Origin of the sequence: Modestobacter sp. VKM Ac-2982 (assembly GCF_026967935.1) — a bacterium.
GTDB lineage: Bacteria > Actinomycetota > Actinomycetes > Mycobacteriales > Geodermatophilaceae > Modestobacter.
On sequence record NZ_JAPVBL010000006.1, the window covers coordinates 35,608 to 49,386 of the forward strand.

The 13,779-nt window shown below is 73.7% G+C and carries 11 protein-coding genes; 6 read left to right on the top strand and 5 right to left on the bottom strand.

Going from position 1 to position 13,779, the window contains the following annotated elements:
- The first annotated feature begins 6 nt into the window (after positions 1-6).
- Together O2W20_RS19925 and O2W20_RS19930 are read left to right on the top strand one after the other, a co-directional pair.
- Positions 7-864: a glycosyltransferase family 2 protein gene (locus O2W20_RS19925; RefSeq protein ID WP_269173984.1), complete on the top strand. Its 858-nt coding sequence runs from the start codon at positions 7-9 to the stop codon at positions 862-864.
- Entirely contained in the window at positions 861-1,787 is a 927-nt protein-coding gene (locus O2W20_RS19930) for a glycosyltransferase family 2 protein (protein ID WP_269173983.1), read from the top strand. The genes O2W20_RS19925 and O2W20_RS19930 overlap by 4 nt, the downstream gene beginning before the upstream one ends.
- A gap of 23 nt (positions 1,788-1,810) precedes the next feature.
- Here the strand turns inward: O2W20_RS19930 and O2W20_RS19935 are convergent, their stop codons facing one another.
- Together O2W20_RS19935 and O2W20_RS19940 are read right to left on the bottom strand one after the other, a co-directional pair.
- A complete protein-coding gene (locus O2W20_RS19935; protein ID WP_269173982.1) occupies positions 1,811-2,419 on the bottom strand; it encodes a TPM domain-containing protein in 609 nt (202 codons plus the stop codon).
- Between the two features lie 235 nt (positions 2,420-2,654).
- Entirely contained in the window at positions 2,655-3,374 is a 720-nt protein-coding gene (locus tag O2W20_RS19940; RefSeq protein ID WP_269173981.1) for a 4'-phosphopantetheinyl transferase family protein, read from the bottom strand.
- A gap of 245 nt (positions 3,375-3,619) precedes the next feature.
- Between O2W20_RS19940 and O2W20_RS19945 the strand changes: the two genes are divergently transcribed.
- The 3 genes from O2W20_RS19945 to O2W20_RS19955 are packed head-to-tail and all read left to right on the top strand — an operon-like array spanning position 3,620 to position 9,833.
- Positions 3,620-7,774 (top strand): Pls/PosA family non-ribosomal peptide synthetase, encoded by a 4,155-nt coding sequence (locus O2W20_RS19945; RefSeq protein WP_269173980.1) that lies wholly within the window; start codon positions 3,620-3,622, stop codon positions 7,772-7,774.
- A 2-nt stretch (positions 7,775-7,776) separates the two neighbouring features.
- Positions 7,777-9,111 carry a heparan-alpha-glucosaminide N-acetyltransferase domain-containing protein gene (locus O2W20_RS19950; RefSeq protein ID WP_269173979.1) on the top strand — a complete coding sequence of 445 codons (1,335 nt, stop codon included), beginning with the start codon at positions 7,777-7,779 and terminating at the stop codon, positions 9,109-9,111.
- 2 nt (positions 9,112-9,113) lie between these two features.
- A complete protein-coding gene (locus tag O2W20_RS19955; protein ID WP_269173978.1) occupies positions 9,114-9,833 on the top strand; it encodes a BPL-N domain-containing protein in 720 nt (239 codons plus the stop codon).
- A gap of 73 nt (positions 9,834-9,906) precedes the next feature.
- Here the strand turns inward: O2W20_RS19955 and O2W20_RS19960 are convergent, their stop codons facing one another.
- The gene (locus O2W20_RS19960; RefSeq protein WP_269185524.1) at positions 9,907-11,070 is read right to left on the bottom strand and encodes a hypothetical protein; all 1,164 of its coding nucleotides are present in this window, start codon (positions 11,068-11,070) and stop codon (positions 9,907-9,909) included.
- Between the two features lie 262 nt (positions 11,071-11,332).
- Here O2W20_RS19960 and O2W20_RS19965 point away from each other — a divergent pair, with 262 nt between their 5' ends.
- The gene (locus O2W20_RS19965) at positions 11,333-12,772 is read left to right on the top strand and encodes a M1 family aminopeptidase (protein WP_269173368.1); all 1,440 of its coding nucleotides are present in this window, start codon (positions 11,333-11,335) and stop codon (positions 12,770-12,772) included.
- Positions 12,773-12,791: 19 nt separating this feature from the next.
- Here the strand turns inward: O2W20_RS19965 and O2W20_RS19970 are convergent, their stop codons facing one another.
- Both O2W20_RS19970 and O2W20_RS19975 read right to left on the bottom strand, forming a co-directional pair.
- The gene (locus O2W20_RS19970; protein WP_269173369.1) at positions 12,792-13,124 is read right to left on the bottom strand and encodes a TraR/DksA family transcriptional regulator; all 333 of its coding nucleotides are present in this window, start codon (positions 13,122-13,124) and stop codon (positions 12,792-12,794) included.
- A gap of 23 nt (positions 13,125-13,147) precedes the next feature.
- The gene (locus tag O2W20_RS19975; RefSeq protein WP_269173370.1) at positions 13,148-13,771 is read right to left on the bottom strand and encodes a class I SAM-dependent methyltransferase; all 624 of its coding nucleotides are present in this window, start codon (positions 13,769-13,771) and stop codon (positions 13,148-13,150) included.
- Between the last annotated feature and the right edge of the window lie 8 nt (positions 13,772-13,779).

Here is a 13,779-nt window from a genome sequence, read left to right on the forward strand (position 1 = left end):
CACCAGGTGCCCACAGACCTCGGCAGCGATGCCTCCGCGGTGACCTGCGTGGTGGCCAGCCGCAACCGCCGCGACGACCTGCTGGCCAGCCTCCCCCGACACGAGGCCCCGGTGGTGCTGGTCGACAACGCCTCCACCGACGACACGGTGGCCGCGGTCCGGGCTGCACACCCGGAGGTCACCGTCGTCCCCCTGGACCGCAACACCGGCGCCGTCGCCCGCACCGTCGGCGTCGCCCGGGCGGGCACGCCGTTCGTGGCCTTCACCGACGACGACTCCTGGTGGGCGCCGGGCGACCTGGCGCGCGGGGTCGAGATCATGCGCGCGCACCCGCGGCTGGGGCTGCTGGCCGCCCGGATCCTGGTGGGCTCCGCCGAGGAGCTCGACCCGGTCTGCACCGAGATGGCCGACAGCCCGCTGGGCACCGAGCCCGACCTGCCGGGCCCGTCGCTGCTCGGGTTCGTCGCCTGCGCCGCACTGGTGCGCACCGATGCGTTCACCGCCGTCGGCGGCTTCGACCGGGTCGTGCGCTTCCCCGGCGAGGAGGAGCGGCTGGCGCTGGACCTGGCGGCGGCCGGCTGGGGCCTGGCCTACGTCGACCAGGTCACCGTGCACCACCACCCCTCCACCCACCGGGAGGCCAGCAGCGCCCGGCAGGCGGGCATCTGGCGCAGCCGGGTCCTCACCGCGCTCATGCGCTACCCGCTGCGCGACGTCGCCGGCCAGCTGGTCCGGGTGGTGCGCGCCGGGCGCCCGGGCTGGCGGGGGCTCGCCGGGGCGGTCCCCCGGGTCCCCGCCGCCCTGCGGAACCGGCGGGTGCTCCCCCGGCACGTGATGGCCGGGGTCCGGGAGCTGGCGGCATGACGAGCGGAGCCACGACCGGAGCCGGTGCGCCCGACCCACGCGTCGCCGTCGTCGTCATCACCCACGACCGCCGGGAGGAGCTGCTGCTGGCGCTGTCCCGGCTGCGGGAGCTGCCCGAGCAGCCACAGGTGGTCGTCGTGGACAACGGCTCGACCGACGGCACCGCCGAGGCGATCCGCACCCGGCACCCGTGGGTCGAGCTGATCGCCAGCCCGGAGAACCTGGGCGCGGTCGGCCGCAACCTCGGTGTGGCCCGGTTGGACACCCCGTACGTCGCCTTCTGCGACGACGACACCTGGTGGGACCCGGGTTCGCTGCGCACCGCCGCCGACGCGCTCGACGCCCACTCCCGGCTGGCCGTCGTCACCGCCCGGATCCTGGTCGAGCCCGGCGGCATCGAGGACCCGATCGTCGCCGAGCTGCGCGACTCCCCGGTCGTCGGCGCCGACTGGCTGCCCGGGCCGGCGCTGGGCAGCTTCCTGGCCGGTGCCAGCGTGCTGCGGCGGGAGGCGTTCACCGAGGTCGGCGGCTTCTCCGAGCGGCTGTGGCTGGGCGGGGAGGAGGAGCTGATGGCCGGTGACCTGGCCGCGGCCGGCTGGGAGCTCTGCTACCTGCCCACGATCGCGATCCACCACCAGGCCAGCACCGCCCGCGACCCGCACAAGCGCAGGCAGGACGGCATTCGCAACACGCTCTGGACGACGTGGCTCCGCCGCCCGTTCCGGCCCGCGCTGCGACGCACCGTGCACCTGCTGCGCACCGTCCCCCGCGACCGGGTCACCGCCCGGGGGCTGCTCGCCGCCGTCCGCGGGCTGCCCTGGGTGCTGCGTGAGCGACGGGTGCTCCCGCCACACGCGGAGGCGCGGTTCGCCGCTCTGGAGAACGCCCAGCGCAGCTCCACCGCGCGCCGCTACGTGAGCTGAGCGGTGAGCGGCGCCCCGGCGGATCAGCTCTGCCGGGCCGGCTCGGTCTCGGGCTCGTGGTCCTCCGGGGAGCCCCGCCGGGAGACGAGGTAGAAGGCGGTCAGCACGCCGGCGAGGACCACCACGACCACGGCGGTCCTCGTCGCCGACCACGACGGCATGGCCGGGTCGACGACGTCGGTGGACTGCAGTCCGTCGGCCAGCGCCACCACCGCGCCGGACCAGTCGCCCTCGACGATCGCGGGCTCGACGTCCTCGCTCATCAGGGTCTCGACGGCCTCCGGCTGCAGCGTCGACTCGTCCCCGACCCACCACTCGTACTCGGCCTCGTCGGTCGCGACGGCCAGCAGCACCTCCTCGTCGCCGAGCTCGGACTCCATCGCGGTCAGCTCGGCCCAGTCGGCGTCGTCCTCCTCGCCGTCGAAGGAGGGGACGAAGACGGCGGACAGGTCGATCCCGGTCTGGGCGCGCAGTTCGGCCACGGCCTCCTCGGCTGCCGCGGCGTCCGCCCCGAGCACGCCGGCCTCGTCGGTGATCGGTGTATCGAGCGCGACCGGCTGCGCTGCCATCGCCGTCCCTGCGGGCAGCAGCCCGGTGATCAGGAGGACCAACAACGCGATTCGCGTGCGCACACACACTTCCTCTGGATAGACGGCCGGACGTCGTCGGTGGGGCGACGGCTCCGGCGCGGCTCAGGCACCGGGTGGCCGAACAGATCGCACACCTCCTAGCGATCATGTTCGCTCATGAAGTGCGCCGCACCGGGAGGCGGACCATTCTGTCGACACGCGGACTGGCCGCGCAATTGCGTCAGGGACCACTCACAGCTGGTGAGCAGAATGGTCGGAGAATTGTGTTCCTGTTCACTCAGCGCCCGACTGCGGCTCCAGCGGCGGCCACGTCGGCCAGCGCGCGGACGACAGGCGCACCCGCACCGGCGACCGCGACCAGCGCCTCCCGCGCCGGGTCGCACCAGTCGGTGAGGTACAGCCCGCGGTACCGGCTCACCGCCCGCCCGGCCCGGTCACGGCGCTCGGCCAGCCGGGACAGGTCGACCCGCCCCATCCCGGCCAGCGTCGTCGTCCCGGCCTTCACCAGGCACTCCTTGCGCGCCCAGTGCCGGAGGGCGAGCAGTGACGGGTCCACCGCCGACCGGACCTGCTGCTGCTCGGCCGGCGCCAGCCCGGGGAACCCGCCGGCTGCGGCGGCAGCCACCGGGAACCCCTCGACATCCACGCCCACCGGGCGCCAGGCGGCGGCGGCCACCACCGCACCCCGACTGTGGGACCAGCTGACGTGCACGCCGGGGACGTCCGCGAGGGACGGGCGCCCGTGCCCGGCCGTCCTGCAGTCGGCGCACCACTGGTGCACCGCCAGGCCCGCCAGGGGCCGCCCGGTCAGCGCCGCAGCGCACCGGCGCACGAGCAGGTGCGCGGCGACGTAGGCGGCCCGATCGGCGGGGTCCTGGAGCGCGGCGCTGCGGGCCCGTTCAGCAACGCCGAGCAGGCCGACGTCGGCATCGGCGAGGACCTCGTCCGGGCTGGCCACCACGACCAACGGCGCTCGACGCAGGCTCGTGCGCACCATCCCAGCCCTCCGACCCCTCGACCGGGCAGCCAGCCCAACTCCTCACTCAACGGAGTCGGTTGACCGCAACGGGAATTTGTTCGTCATTTTTGGTTTGCGCATTTCTCAACGGAGAGCATTCACTCGAACACAGTCCGTGAAAGTTGAACAAAGATCTGTGAGTTGACCCAGAACGGGTGGCATGACCCCGTGTTTCTCCTTAGCGTCGGCCGTGGTTCCTGATTGTCAACTGTGAGAGCGAGTTCATGTCGACGGAGAGCGAGAGCCAGGACTTCATCCCGGGCTTCACCACCCCCAGGGACGCGGGAGTCGACTCCGTCACCCGACGCTTCTCGTTCTCCGAGAACGTCGCGGGTGCTCCACCTCGACCGCAGCAGGACACCACCCGGCTGTCCCAGTTCTTCGAGCGGACGTGTGACGAGCACCCCTCGTCCACGGCGCTGGAGTGCGACGGCGAGCGGCTGAGCTACGCCGACCTCGACCAGCGGGCCAACCGGCTGGCGCACCACCTGCTCGGGCTCGGCATCCGGTCCGGCGTCCGGGTGGGGATCCTGCTGGACCGCTCGGTCAACACCTACGTCGCCCTGCTCGCCGTGACGAAGACGGAGGCGACCTTCGTCCCGATCGACCCGGCTGCCCCGGCCGACCGGGTGCAGTTCCAGGCCGAGGACTCCGATCTCGCGCTGGTGGTCACCACCACCTCGTTCGCCGCCACCTGCAGCGGGCTCCCCTGCCCGCCGCTGTTCCTGGACGAACTGGGCGGCGACCTCGCGGCCGCCCCGAGCTGGCGACCCGACCTGGAGACCAGTGGCGACCCGGTCTGCTACGTCATCTACACCTCGGGCTCCAGCGGCCGTCCCAAGGGCGTGGAGATCGCCCAGTCGAGCATCTGCAACTTCATCGGCATCGTCCCGGTGCTGTACGGCGTCGAGCCGACCGACCGGGTCTACCAGGGCATGACGATCGCCTTCGACTTCTCCATCGAGGAGATCTGGCCGACCTGGGCCGTGGGCGCGACCCTCGTCGCCGGTCCCACGGACGGGCGCCGGGTGGGCTCCGGGCTGGCCGACTTCCTGGCCGAGCAGGAGATCACGATGATCTACTGCGTCCCCACCGTGCTCGCCACGCTCGACCGCACCCTCCCGCTGATCCGCACGGTGAACGTCGGCGGCGAGGCCTGCCCGCGGGAGCTCGTCGACCGCTGGGGTCCCGGTCGTCGCATCCTCAACACCTACGGCCCGACGGAGACCACCGTCACCTGCACGATGGCCGAGCTCTACCCCGGCAAGCCGGTGACGATCGGGCGGCCGCTGCCGACCTACCGCGTCACCCTGCTGGACGACGAGCGCCGGCCGGTCGGCAACGGTGAGATCGGCGAGATCTGCGTCGGCGGGCCCGGCGTTGCGCTCGGTTACGTCAACCGGCCCGACCTGACGGCCGACCGCTTCCTGCCCGACCCGCACGGCTACCCCGGTGAGCGGCTGTACCGCACCGGTGACCTGGGTCGCTTCCTCCCCGACGGCGAGCTGGAGTACCTCGGCCGCGCCGACAGCGAGGTGAAGGTCCGCGGCCACCGCGTCGACCTCCAGGAGATCGAGGGGATGCTCCTGCAGCACGACCGGGTCACCGCCGCGGTCGTCACGCTGCTGCCAGCGCCGGAGAGCGGCGGCGAGCTCGCCGCCTACGTGATCCCCCGCCCCGGGGACGACGCCGCAGACCTGGTCGCCGAGCTGCACGACCTGCTCCTCGAGCAGCTGCCGCCCTACATGGTCCCGGCCTTCCTCGACGTCGTCTCCACCATCCCGATGCTGCCGAGCGGCAAGGCCGACCGGAAGGCGCTGCCCGAACCGCAGGGCCCGCGCCTGATGCGCGACACCGGGGCCTACGTGCCGCCGGACACCCCCGTCGAGGCCTGGGTGGCCGGGATCTGGGAGGAGGCGTTCGGCCTGCCGGGCGGTTCGGTGTCGGTCGAGGCAAACTTCTTCGACGCGCTCGGTGGTCACTCGCTGCTCGCCGCACGGATCATCTCCACGATGCGCTCCAGCGACCTGGGTGCCGGGTTGTCCATCCTCGAGCTCTACCGGCACCCGACGGTCCGGTCCCTCGCCGCGCACCTGGAGGACGACGCCCGGTCCGGCGACGCGGTCGCCGAGCCGCACCTGCGCCGCCCGGTGCAGTCCTCCCGCCGCCGGGTCGCGACCTTCGGGTCGGCCCAGTTCGCCACCTTCTACGGCATCGTCCTGCTGTTCCTGTTCCCGGCCGCGCTGGTCTACGCGCTGAACGACGGGGAGCCCTCGGCCGCACTTGTCGTCCAGCTGGCCCTCGCCCTGCCCGCGTTCTTCCTCGTCGTCCGCTGGGCGCTCCCGGTGGTCGGCTCACGGCTGTTGTCGCGAGGACTGCAGCCCGGTGACCACCCGCTGTGGAGCTGGACCCACCTCCGGGTCTGGACCGTGCAGAAGCTGATGGTGATCTCCCCGCTGACGGTCCTGAGCGGATCCCCGTGGGCGGCCACCTACCTGCGCCTGGCCGGGGCACGGATCGACGACGACTGCCACATCGGGACGTCGGAGATCAGCCTCCCGGCGATGCTGGACATCGGCCCGGGCGCGACCCTCGGCTACGGCACCCAGTTGCACGGCCACCGGGTCGCCGACGGCGTCCTCTCCCTCGGCGTCGTCTCCGTGGGCGCCCACGCGACCCTCGGCTCGCAGTCGCTGCTGGAGGCCGGCTCGGCGGTCGAGGACGGCGGCGTCCTCCGGGAGCAGTCGCTGCTGCCCGCCGGCGAGATCGTCCCCGCCGGTGCGACCTGGGCCGGTTCGCCGGCTCGTGCCTCGACCGAGCCGGCCGACCCGGTCCTCGGGTTGATGACCAGCTGCACGGCTGCACCCACCACCTGGACGCGTCAGCTGCGGACCGGTTTCGCCGCCGGCATCGCGCTCCTGGAGCTGCTGCCCTTCTTCGTGCTGCTCCCCGTGGTCGCGCTGGTGTGGTGGGTGCTGCTGACCTTCGGGCTGGGCGCTGCCCTCCTCGCCACCGCGCTCTCCGGCCCGGTCTTCGTGGCAGCCTCGTGCGCGCTCATCCTGGGCTGCCGCCGGCTGGCCCTGACGGAGACGCCGCCCGGCGTGCACCACGTGCGCTCCAAGCTCGGGCTGGAGAAGTGGCTGGGCGACAAGCTGCTGGAGATGAGCCTGATGCTCAACAACAGCATGTACGCGACGCTCTACACCTCCATCTGGCTGCGGGCGATGGGGACCAAGGTCGGCCGTGGCGCCGAGGTCTCCACCATCGCGAACATCGACCCCGACCTGCTCACCCTGGGCGAGGGCAGCTTCGTGGCGGACATGGCCAGCGTCGGCAGCGCCACCTACGCCAACGGGCACGTGGCCTTCCAGGTCACCGAGGTCGGTGCCCGCGCCTTCGTCGGGAACGCCGCCTACATCCCGTCGGGTTCACACCTGGGCGACGGCTCGCTGATCGGCGTCCGGAGCGTGCCGCCGACCGGAGGCGTGCCGGCGGACAGCTCGTGGCTCGGCTCCCCGCCGATCAACCTGCCGCGCCGGGAGATGTACGAGGAGTACACCGAGGCGGAGACCTTCACGCCCAGCCGCCGTCGGGTGCGCGCCCGGTACGCGATCGAGTTCCTGCGGATCGTGCTGCCGAGCTCGATCCTGGCCCTGGCGATGTTCGGCACGCTGTACGGCGCCTCGGTCCTCGCGGCCAACCAGGGCGTGCTCGTCACCGTGCTGGTCGCGCCGCTGATCGCGCTGCTCTCCAGCCTCGCCGTCGTGGTGGGGGTCGCGGTGCTCAAGTGGGTCCTCGTCGGCCGGTACCAGCCGCGGGTGGAGCCGCTGTGGAGCGGCTTCGTGCGCCGGACCGAGTTCGTCACCGGCATCTACGAGGCGGCTGCCGTCCCGGCGCTGCTGACCTGGCTGACCGGGACACCGCTGCTCGGCCCGCTGCTGCGGCTCTACGGGGCGAAGATCGGCCGGCGGACCCTGATCGACACCACCTACCTCACCGAGTTCGACCTGGTGACCCTGGGCGACGACGTCTCCGTGGGCACCAACGCCTCCCTGCAGACCCACCTGTTCGAGGACCGGGTCATGAAGATGGACCACGTCATCGTCCGGGACCGGGCGAGCGTCGGGGACAAGTCCGTCGTCCTCTACGGCTCCACCGTGGAGGAGGACGCCACCATCGCCGACCTCTCCTTGGTCATGAAGGGCGAGGTGCTGCCCGCCGGCACCGCGTGGAGCGGCATCCCCGCCCAGAAGGTGGGCCGCGCACCGGCCAGCACGCTGCCGCTCCGGGACGACCCGGCGCTCGACAGCCCGGCGGTCGACAACCCGACCACCGAGAGCCGGCAGCTCAGCACCGCGTCGAACAGCCGGGAGGTGTGACCGTGTCCCAGACCAGCGAGCACCAGAACATCGTGGCTCCGCTGCCCCCGGAGCCCGGTGCCACCGTGGCGGCACTGCCGCACAGCTGCGCACCGGCCGGCGACGTCGCCGGCACCCCAGCCGAGGACACTCCGGCGAAGGCGGCACCCCGGCGCCCGCGCACACGACTGATCGGGATCGACGCCGCCCGCGGCGTCGCCCTGGTGGGCATGATGTCGGTGCACCTGATCCCCGCGGCCACCGACGACGGCGGCGTGTCGTGGGCGTGGCTGCTCTCCAACGGCAAGGCCTCCGCGCTGTTCGCCCTGCTCGCCGGCGTCGGCATCGCCTTCTCCACCGGTCGGCGCCGTCCGCCCCGCGGCCTCGCCTGGCGGGCCGGTGCGCTGTCCCTGCTGACCAGGGCCGTGATCATCGCGGCGATCGGCCTCGCGCTCGGGTACGTCGTCGGCACCGGCGACGCCGCGGTGATCCTGGCGTACTACGGCGTGCTCTTCGCCCTGGCCATCCCGTTCCTGCGGCTGTCGACCCGCGGGCTGGTGGTGGCGGCGACGATCGCCGCGCTGGTCATGCCGCTGGTCAGCTATGCGCTGCGACTGGAGCTGACGCCGGTCCCAGAGGCCAACCCGACGCTGACCGACCTGGTCACCGACCCGCTGGGGCTGCTGCTCCAGCTGACCCTCACCGGGGTGTTCCCCGCCCTGGTCTGGATCGCCTACCTGCTGGCCGGCATGGCCGTGGGCCGGGCGGTGCTCGCCTCGCGGCGGGTCGTCGGCCAGATCACGCTGCTCGGCCTGGCGCTCGCCCTGGCGTCCAGCCTGCTGTCGATGCTGCTGCTGACCGTCGGCGGCCGGGGTGACCTCCTCCGCGCGGACGCGGTGCAGACCATGGACTTCGAGCTCTACCAGGAGACCCTGACCTGGGGCCCGTCGGGGACGACGCCGACCAACAGCCCGTGGTGGCTGGTCGCCACGGCGCCGCACAGCGGCAGCCCGCTGGACCTCGCCTTCACCATCGGGGTGGCGCTGGCCGTGCTGGGCGCGTGCCTGCTGCTCGGCCGGGGCCTGCAGCCGCTGCTGCGCCCGCTGGCCGCCGGCGGCAGCATGACGCTGACCCTCTACAGCGTCCACCTGCTGCTGGTGGCCGCACCGTTCCCCCGCGGCGTGCTGAACCTGGTCGTGCAGGTCGTCCTGCTGCTGACCTTCGCCCTGGTCTGGAACCGCAGCCACCTGCGCGGGCCGCTGGAGGAGCTGGTCTGGCGGGCGACCGACGCCGTGCGCCGGAAGGTGATGGGCTCACCGGGAGCGCACCGGGCGCCGGCCACCACGGCCGGCAGCTGAGCATGTTCGGGCGGGGCGGCTTCGGGCGGGGCGGTGACCGGCGGCTGGCGCTGGTCTACCGGGGCCCGGCCTCCACGGACGGCTGCCCGGAGGCGGTGGCGGGTGCGCTGGCGCGGAGCCGGTGGGACCTCGACGTCCGCTTCGTCGGGCCCAAGGAGCAGCTCGCTCTGGAGCCGGCGGTGCTCGCCTCCGCCGTGCTCTACGCCCAGCCCGGCGGCGGTGAGCTGAAGAAGGCCTGGCGCAAGCTCCGCAAGCAGGCGCCGGCGATCCAGGAGTACGTCGCCGGCGGCGGCCGCTACCTGGGCTTCTGCCTCGGCGGGTACCTCGCCGGGGAGACCCCCGGCTTCGGGCTCCTGCCCGGGGACGCCGACCAGTTCGTCTCCTCCCCCGGGGCGTGGCCGACCCACACCGACGACGCGGTGGCCACGGTGATCTGGGACGGCCACCGCCGGGAGGTGTTCTTCCAGGACGGCGCCTGGTTCGACCTCGATCCGGCCCGCGGGCCGGCCGAGGTGCTGGCCACCTACGAGAACGGGCTGCCCGCGGCCGTGGTCGCGCCCTTCGGCGCCGGCGCGGTCGGCGTCGTCGGGCCGCATCCCGAGGCGACGCCGGACTGGTTCACCGACGTCGGACTGCCCGTGCCCGCGGACCTGCGGGCCGACCTCACCCAGGACCTCGTCGACCGGGTGATGCGGATCGGTCAGGTCACCCCGACCCGCTGAACACCGCAGGCCGCCGTGCGGAGCTCGCGCTCCGCACGGCGGCCTGCGGTGCGGGATGGTCCCGCGGTCGACGTCAGCCCTCGTCGAGGAAGCCGGCGACGATCGTGCCGAACTGACCGCCCCGATCGTGGCCCACCCCGGCCGGGGCGACGAGCCGGGTGTTGAGGCCCTGAGCCGAGTACCACTGCTGCCCGGCCTGCGCGCCGTAGGGCCCGGAGAGCGCGTTGAACCCGCCGCCGGCGCCGGTGTCCTGGGCGCCGGTGTCCCAGCGCAGGGCGACCTTGCCCTTGACGTCGGCGGGGATGCTGGCCCGAGCCGCCGGTGCGCCACCGCCACCGATCGCGATGACCCCGCCGCCGCCGGACCAGAGCGCCGGGTGGGCAGGGAAGACGAAGCGAGTCGCCGCCTGCGCACCCGAGGAGTAGCCGGCGAACCAGAGCTCACCGGCGCCGTACTGGGCCTTCGCGTCGGCGATCAGCGCCGCCAGGTACTTCGCGTACCCGGCGGCGTCCCCCCGCTCCCAGCACTGGCAGGAGCGGTTGGGGCTGAACGGCGCCACGAGCACCATGTTGCGCTCCCGGGCCACCGCGGCCAGCCCCTTCGACCCGCCGATGGCATAGGACTGGGTCGGGTTCTCGATGCCGTACTCGCCGGTGCCGTCGGCGTACACCAGCAGGCCGATCGGCTTCGCCGGGTCGATGCCCTCGGCGAAGACCCGGTAGTCCGCGGTGTAGCCCGCGGCGCTGAAGGACGTCGTCCGGTTGGTCAGGGTCGCCGTGGGCGCCGTGCGGACCGGGGTGCTGGCGACCGGAGCCGGGGCCGGTGCCGGAGCCGGTGTCGGTGCCGGCGCGGGAGCTGGCGCGGGAGCCGGGGTGCTGGCGACGGGGGCGGGCGCCGGGGCCGGAGCCGGGGAGGGGGCCGGAGCCGGGGAGGGGGCCGGAGCCGGGGCGGCCGTCGTGGGAGCCGGCGCCTGGGTGCGCTGACGGGCCCGGTCGGCGCGCCGAGGGGCCTTGTCGGCCCGGACCGCGTTCAGCTCGACCGCGGTCTCTGCCTGCGGCTGCTCACTGCTCGCCGGCGAAGCGGCGGGCGCGGTGTCCGCGACGTTGGTGGCGCCGAAGACGGCGCTCACGCACAGGAAGGCGGCGGCCACGCCGGCGCGGGCGCGCCGACCCTGGCGGGAGGAGAGGGCGGACAGGAAGCGGCGGCCATGGCCACTCCGGGTGTGACGTCTGGACAAGAAGAGACCCCTCCGAGCGTCCGCCACACGAGTGCGGACGGTTGCGGTGATTACGGAACTGATCGTTACACGCACTTTGTGCATCCGTAAGGTCACGCTCGGTTCACAGTTGGCTCATTCGTCACACCCGTCACGCCCACCCCGGCCGTCGGTGTGCCCGACCCCACCGACTGCCGAGGACCGCAGGTTGGCACCCGTTGCGCACAACCGGGACGATGGACGGCGGCGGGAGTACCCCGTCGTCCATCTCGGAAGGGCAGTGATGCGCGCGGGTCGTCGACGGGCCGCGGCCGCTGCGCTCGTCGGGGCCGTGCTCCTCGCCGGCTGCACGACGGGCGGCTCGCCCGATCCGGAGCCCTCGCCCACCGCCGCCCCGGAGGCCGAGGGCTGGGCCGAGCCGTGGGCCGACCGGCCGGTGGTCGACCTGCGCTTCGACGTCGCCGAGGACCTGGAGACGGTCGCCGGCGAGGAGCGGGTGGTCTTCACCCCCGACCTCAACACCTGCGTGCTGGTCTTCCGCTCCTGGCCCAACAAGCCGGCCACCGCGCGGGCGGGCAGCGGGCTGACGGTGTCCGAGGTGCGGGTCGACGGCGAACCGGCCGAGGCGCGCGACGTGCCGGCCGGGGCACCCGAGAGCGCGCCCGCCGGCACGCTGCTGGAGGTGCCGCTGGCCGAGTGCGCCGAACCCGGCGACGAGATCACCGTCGACCTCGAGTTCGAGGTGGAGCTCGGTCCGGACGTCAACGAGCGGGTCGGCACCTCCACCGCCGTCGACGCCGCCTGGTTCGCCACCGCCTTCCCGCTGCTGGCCTGGGAGCGCGGGCGTGGCTGGGACCGCAGCCCGGGCGTGGCCGTCGCCGGGGAGATGGCGGTGAGCGAGGACTTCGAGCTGGCCTCGCTGGAGGTGGTCGCGGACTCCCGGTACGAGGTGCTCGGCACCGGCGAGCCGGTCGGCACCTCCGACGGCCCCGGCGACACCACGGTGCACGAGCTCACCGCCCCCTCGGTGCGGGACGTCGCGGTCACCGTCGGGGAGCTGGACGTGCAGTCGGCCGAGATCGGCGGCGTCCGGGTCCACGTGGGCCTGGACGAGGGCGTGGAGGAGGCGACCGCAGCAGAGTGGCTGGCCCAGCTCGAGACGTCGATGGCGTCCCTCGTCGAGCTGCTGGGCCCCTTCCCCTACGACGACCTGTGGGTCTCGGTGCTGTCCAGCCAGACCAGCGGCATCGAGTTCCCCGGCGCGATCCAGTTCGGCGACGTCGACCCGGACTTCCGTCGGGCGCTGGTGACCCACGAGCTGGCGCACATGTGGCTCTACGGCCTGGTGGGCAACAACCAGGGCGTGCACCCCTGGCTGGACGAGTCGTTCGCGACCTTCGCGCAGATGGTCGTGCACGGCGAGGGCTCGGCCAGCATGGCCGACCTGCCCGGGTCCCGCCGACACGGGGTGGGCGAGCCGATCCAGTACTGGGAGCAGTTCCGGCGGCCCAGCTCCGCCTACTACGACACCGTCTACATCGTCGGCGGGACGACCCTGGTGGACGCCCGGGCCCAGGTGGGCGCCGAGGCGTTCGACGCAGCGCTGCAGGAGTACCTGCGCGCCAACGCCTGGTCGATCGCCACGCCGGACGACGTCCAGGAGGCCTTCGCCGAGCTGCCCGAGGTGCTCGACGAGCTCGAGGAGGTCGGTGCGCTGCCCTGATCGCCGTCCGGGCGCTGGTTCAGCGGGCGCAGGCGATGCAGGTGCGCGCGTGCGGGCGGGCGGCCAGCCGCTCCGGGGCGATCGGCTGCCCGCAGTCGGTGCACCGGCCGTGCTCCCCCGCCGCGGCGCGGAGCAGCGCCGCGTCGACGTCGGCCAGCCGGCGGCGCGCCTGGTCCAGCAGCGCCACCACCTGCTGGCGCTCGAACGCGATGGTCGCGCCCTCCGGGTCGTGCTCGTCGTCGGCGTTGGACGACCGGGACGCGGCCACGACCTCGTCGAACTCCCGGGTCAGCGCGTCGATCTGCGCCAGCGTCTCGGCCCGGGTGCGGGTCAGGTCGTCGATCACCGTCATCCCGACATCGTCCACCCTCTCCGTCAGGACGACGTGCGCCGCAGCAGCCGCAGCGAGCCGGTACCGGGCAGCTCGGTGAACTCCCCCGACCCCAGCACCCGCTGGTAGACCCCGAACGGGGCCTGCCCGCCGTCGGCGGGATCGGGGAAGACGTCGTGCACGGCGAGCGTGCCGCCCACGGCGAGCTTGGACACCCAGGCGTCCTGGTCCCGGCGCGCGGACTCCTCGGTGTGGCTGCCGTCGAGGAACAGCAGCGCCAGCGGGGTCGACCACAGCGGCGCCAGCACCTCCGACCGGGTGACGACGGCGACCACGACGTCCTCGGCGCCGGCGGCGGCGATGGTGCGCCGGAAGCCGGGCAGGGTGTCGATCCGGCCGACGAGCGGGTCGACCAGCGACGGGTCGTGGTACTCCCAGCCGGGCTGGTGCTCCTCCGAGCCGCGGTGGTGGTCGACGGTGACGACCTGCCGGCCGGTCTCGCGGGCGGCGGCGGCCAGGTACAGCGCCGACTTGCCCTGCCAGCTGCCGATCTCCAGCAGCGGCCCGGGCACCTGCACCGCCCGCGCCGCGGCGTAGAGCGCCCGGCCCTCGTCCGATGGCATGAACCCGGGTGCGGCGGCCGCGGCGGCCAGCAGGTCGGCAGTCACCGCACGAG

Excerpts from the sequence above, each read along its gene's own strand:
- O2W20_RS19930 (WP_269173983.1), top strand. The coding sequence starts at position 861 with ATGACGAGCGGAGCCACGACCGGAGCCGGTGCGCCCGACCCACGCGTC.
- O2W20_RS19940 (WP_269173981.1), bottom strand. The coding sequence starts at position 3,374 with ATGGTGCGCACGAGCCTGCGTCGAGCGCCGTTGGTCGTGGTGGCCAGC.
- O2W20_RS19945 (WP_269173980.1), top strand. The coding sequence starts at position 3,620 with ATGTCGACGGAGAGCGAGAGCCAGGACTTCATCCCGGGCTTCACCACC.
- O2W20_RS19955 (WP_269173978.1), top strand. The coding sequence starts at position 9,114 with ATGTTCGGGCGGGGCGGCTTCGGGCGGGGCGGTGACCGGCGGCTGGCG.
- O2W20_RS19965 (WP_269173368.1), top strand. The coding sequence starts at position 11,333 with ATGCGCGCGGGTCGTCGACGGGCCGCGGCCGCTGCGCTCGTCGGGGCC.
- O2W20_RS19970 (WP_269173369.1), bottom strand. The coding sequence starts at position 13,124 with ATGACGGTGATCGACGACCTGACCCGCACCCGGGCCGAGACGCTGGCG.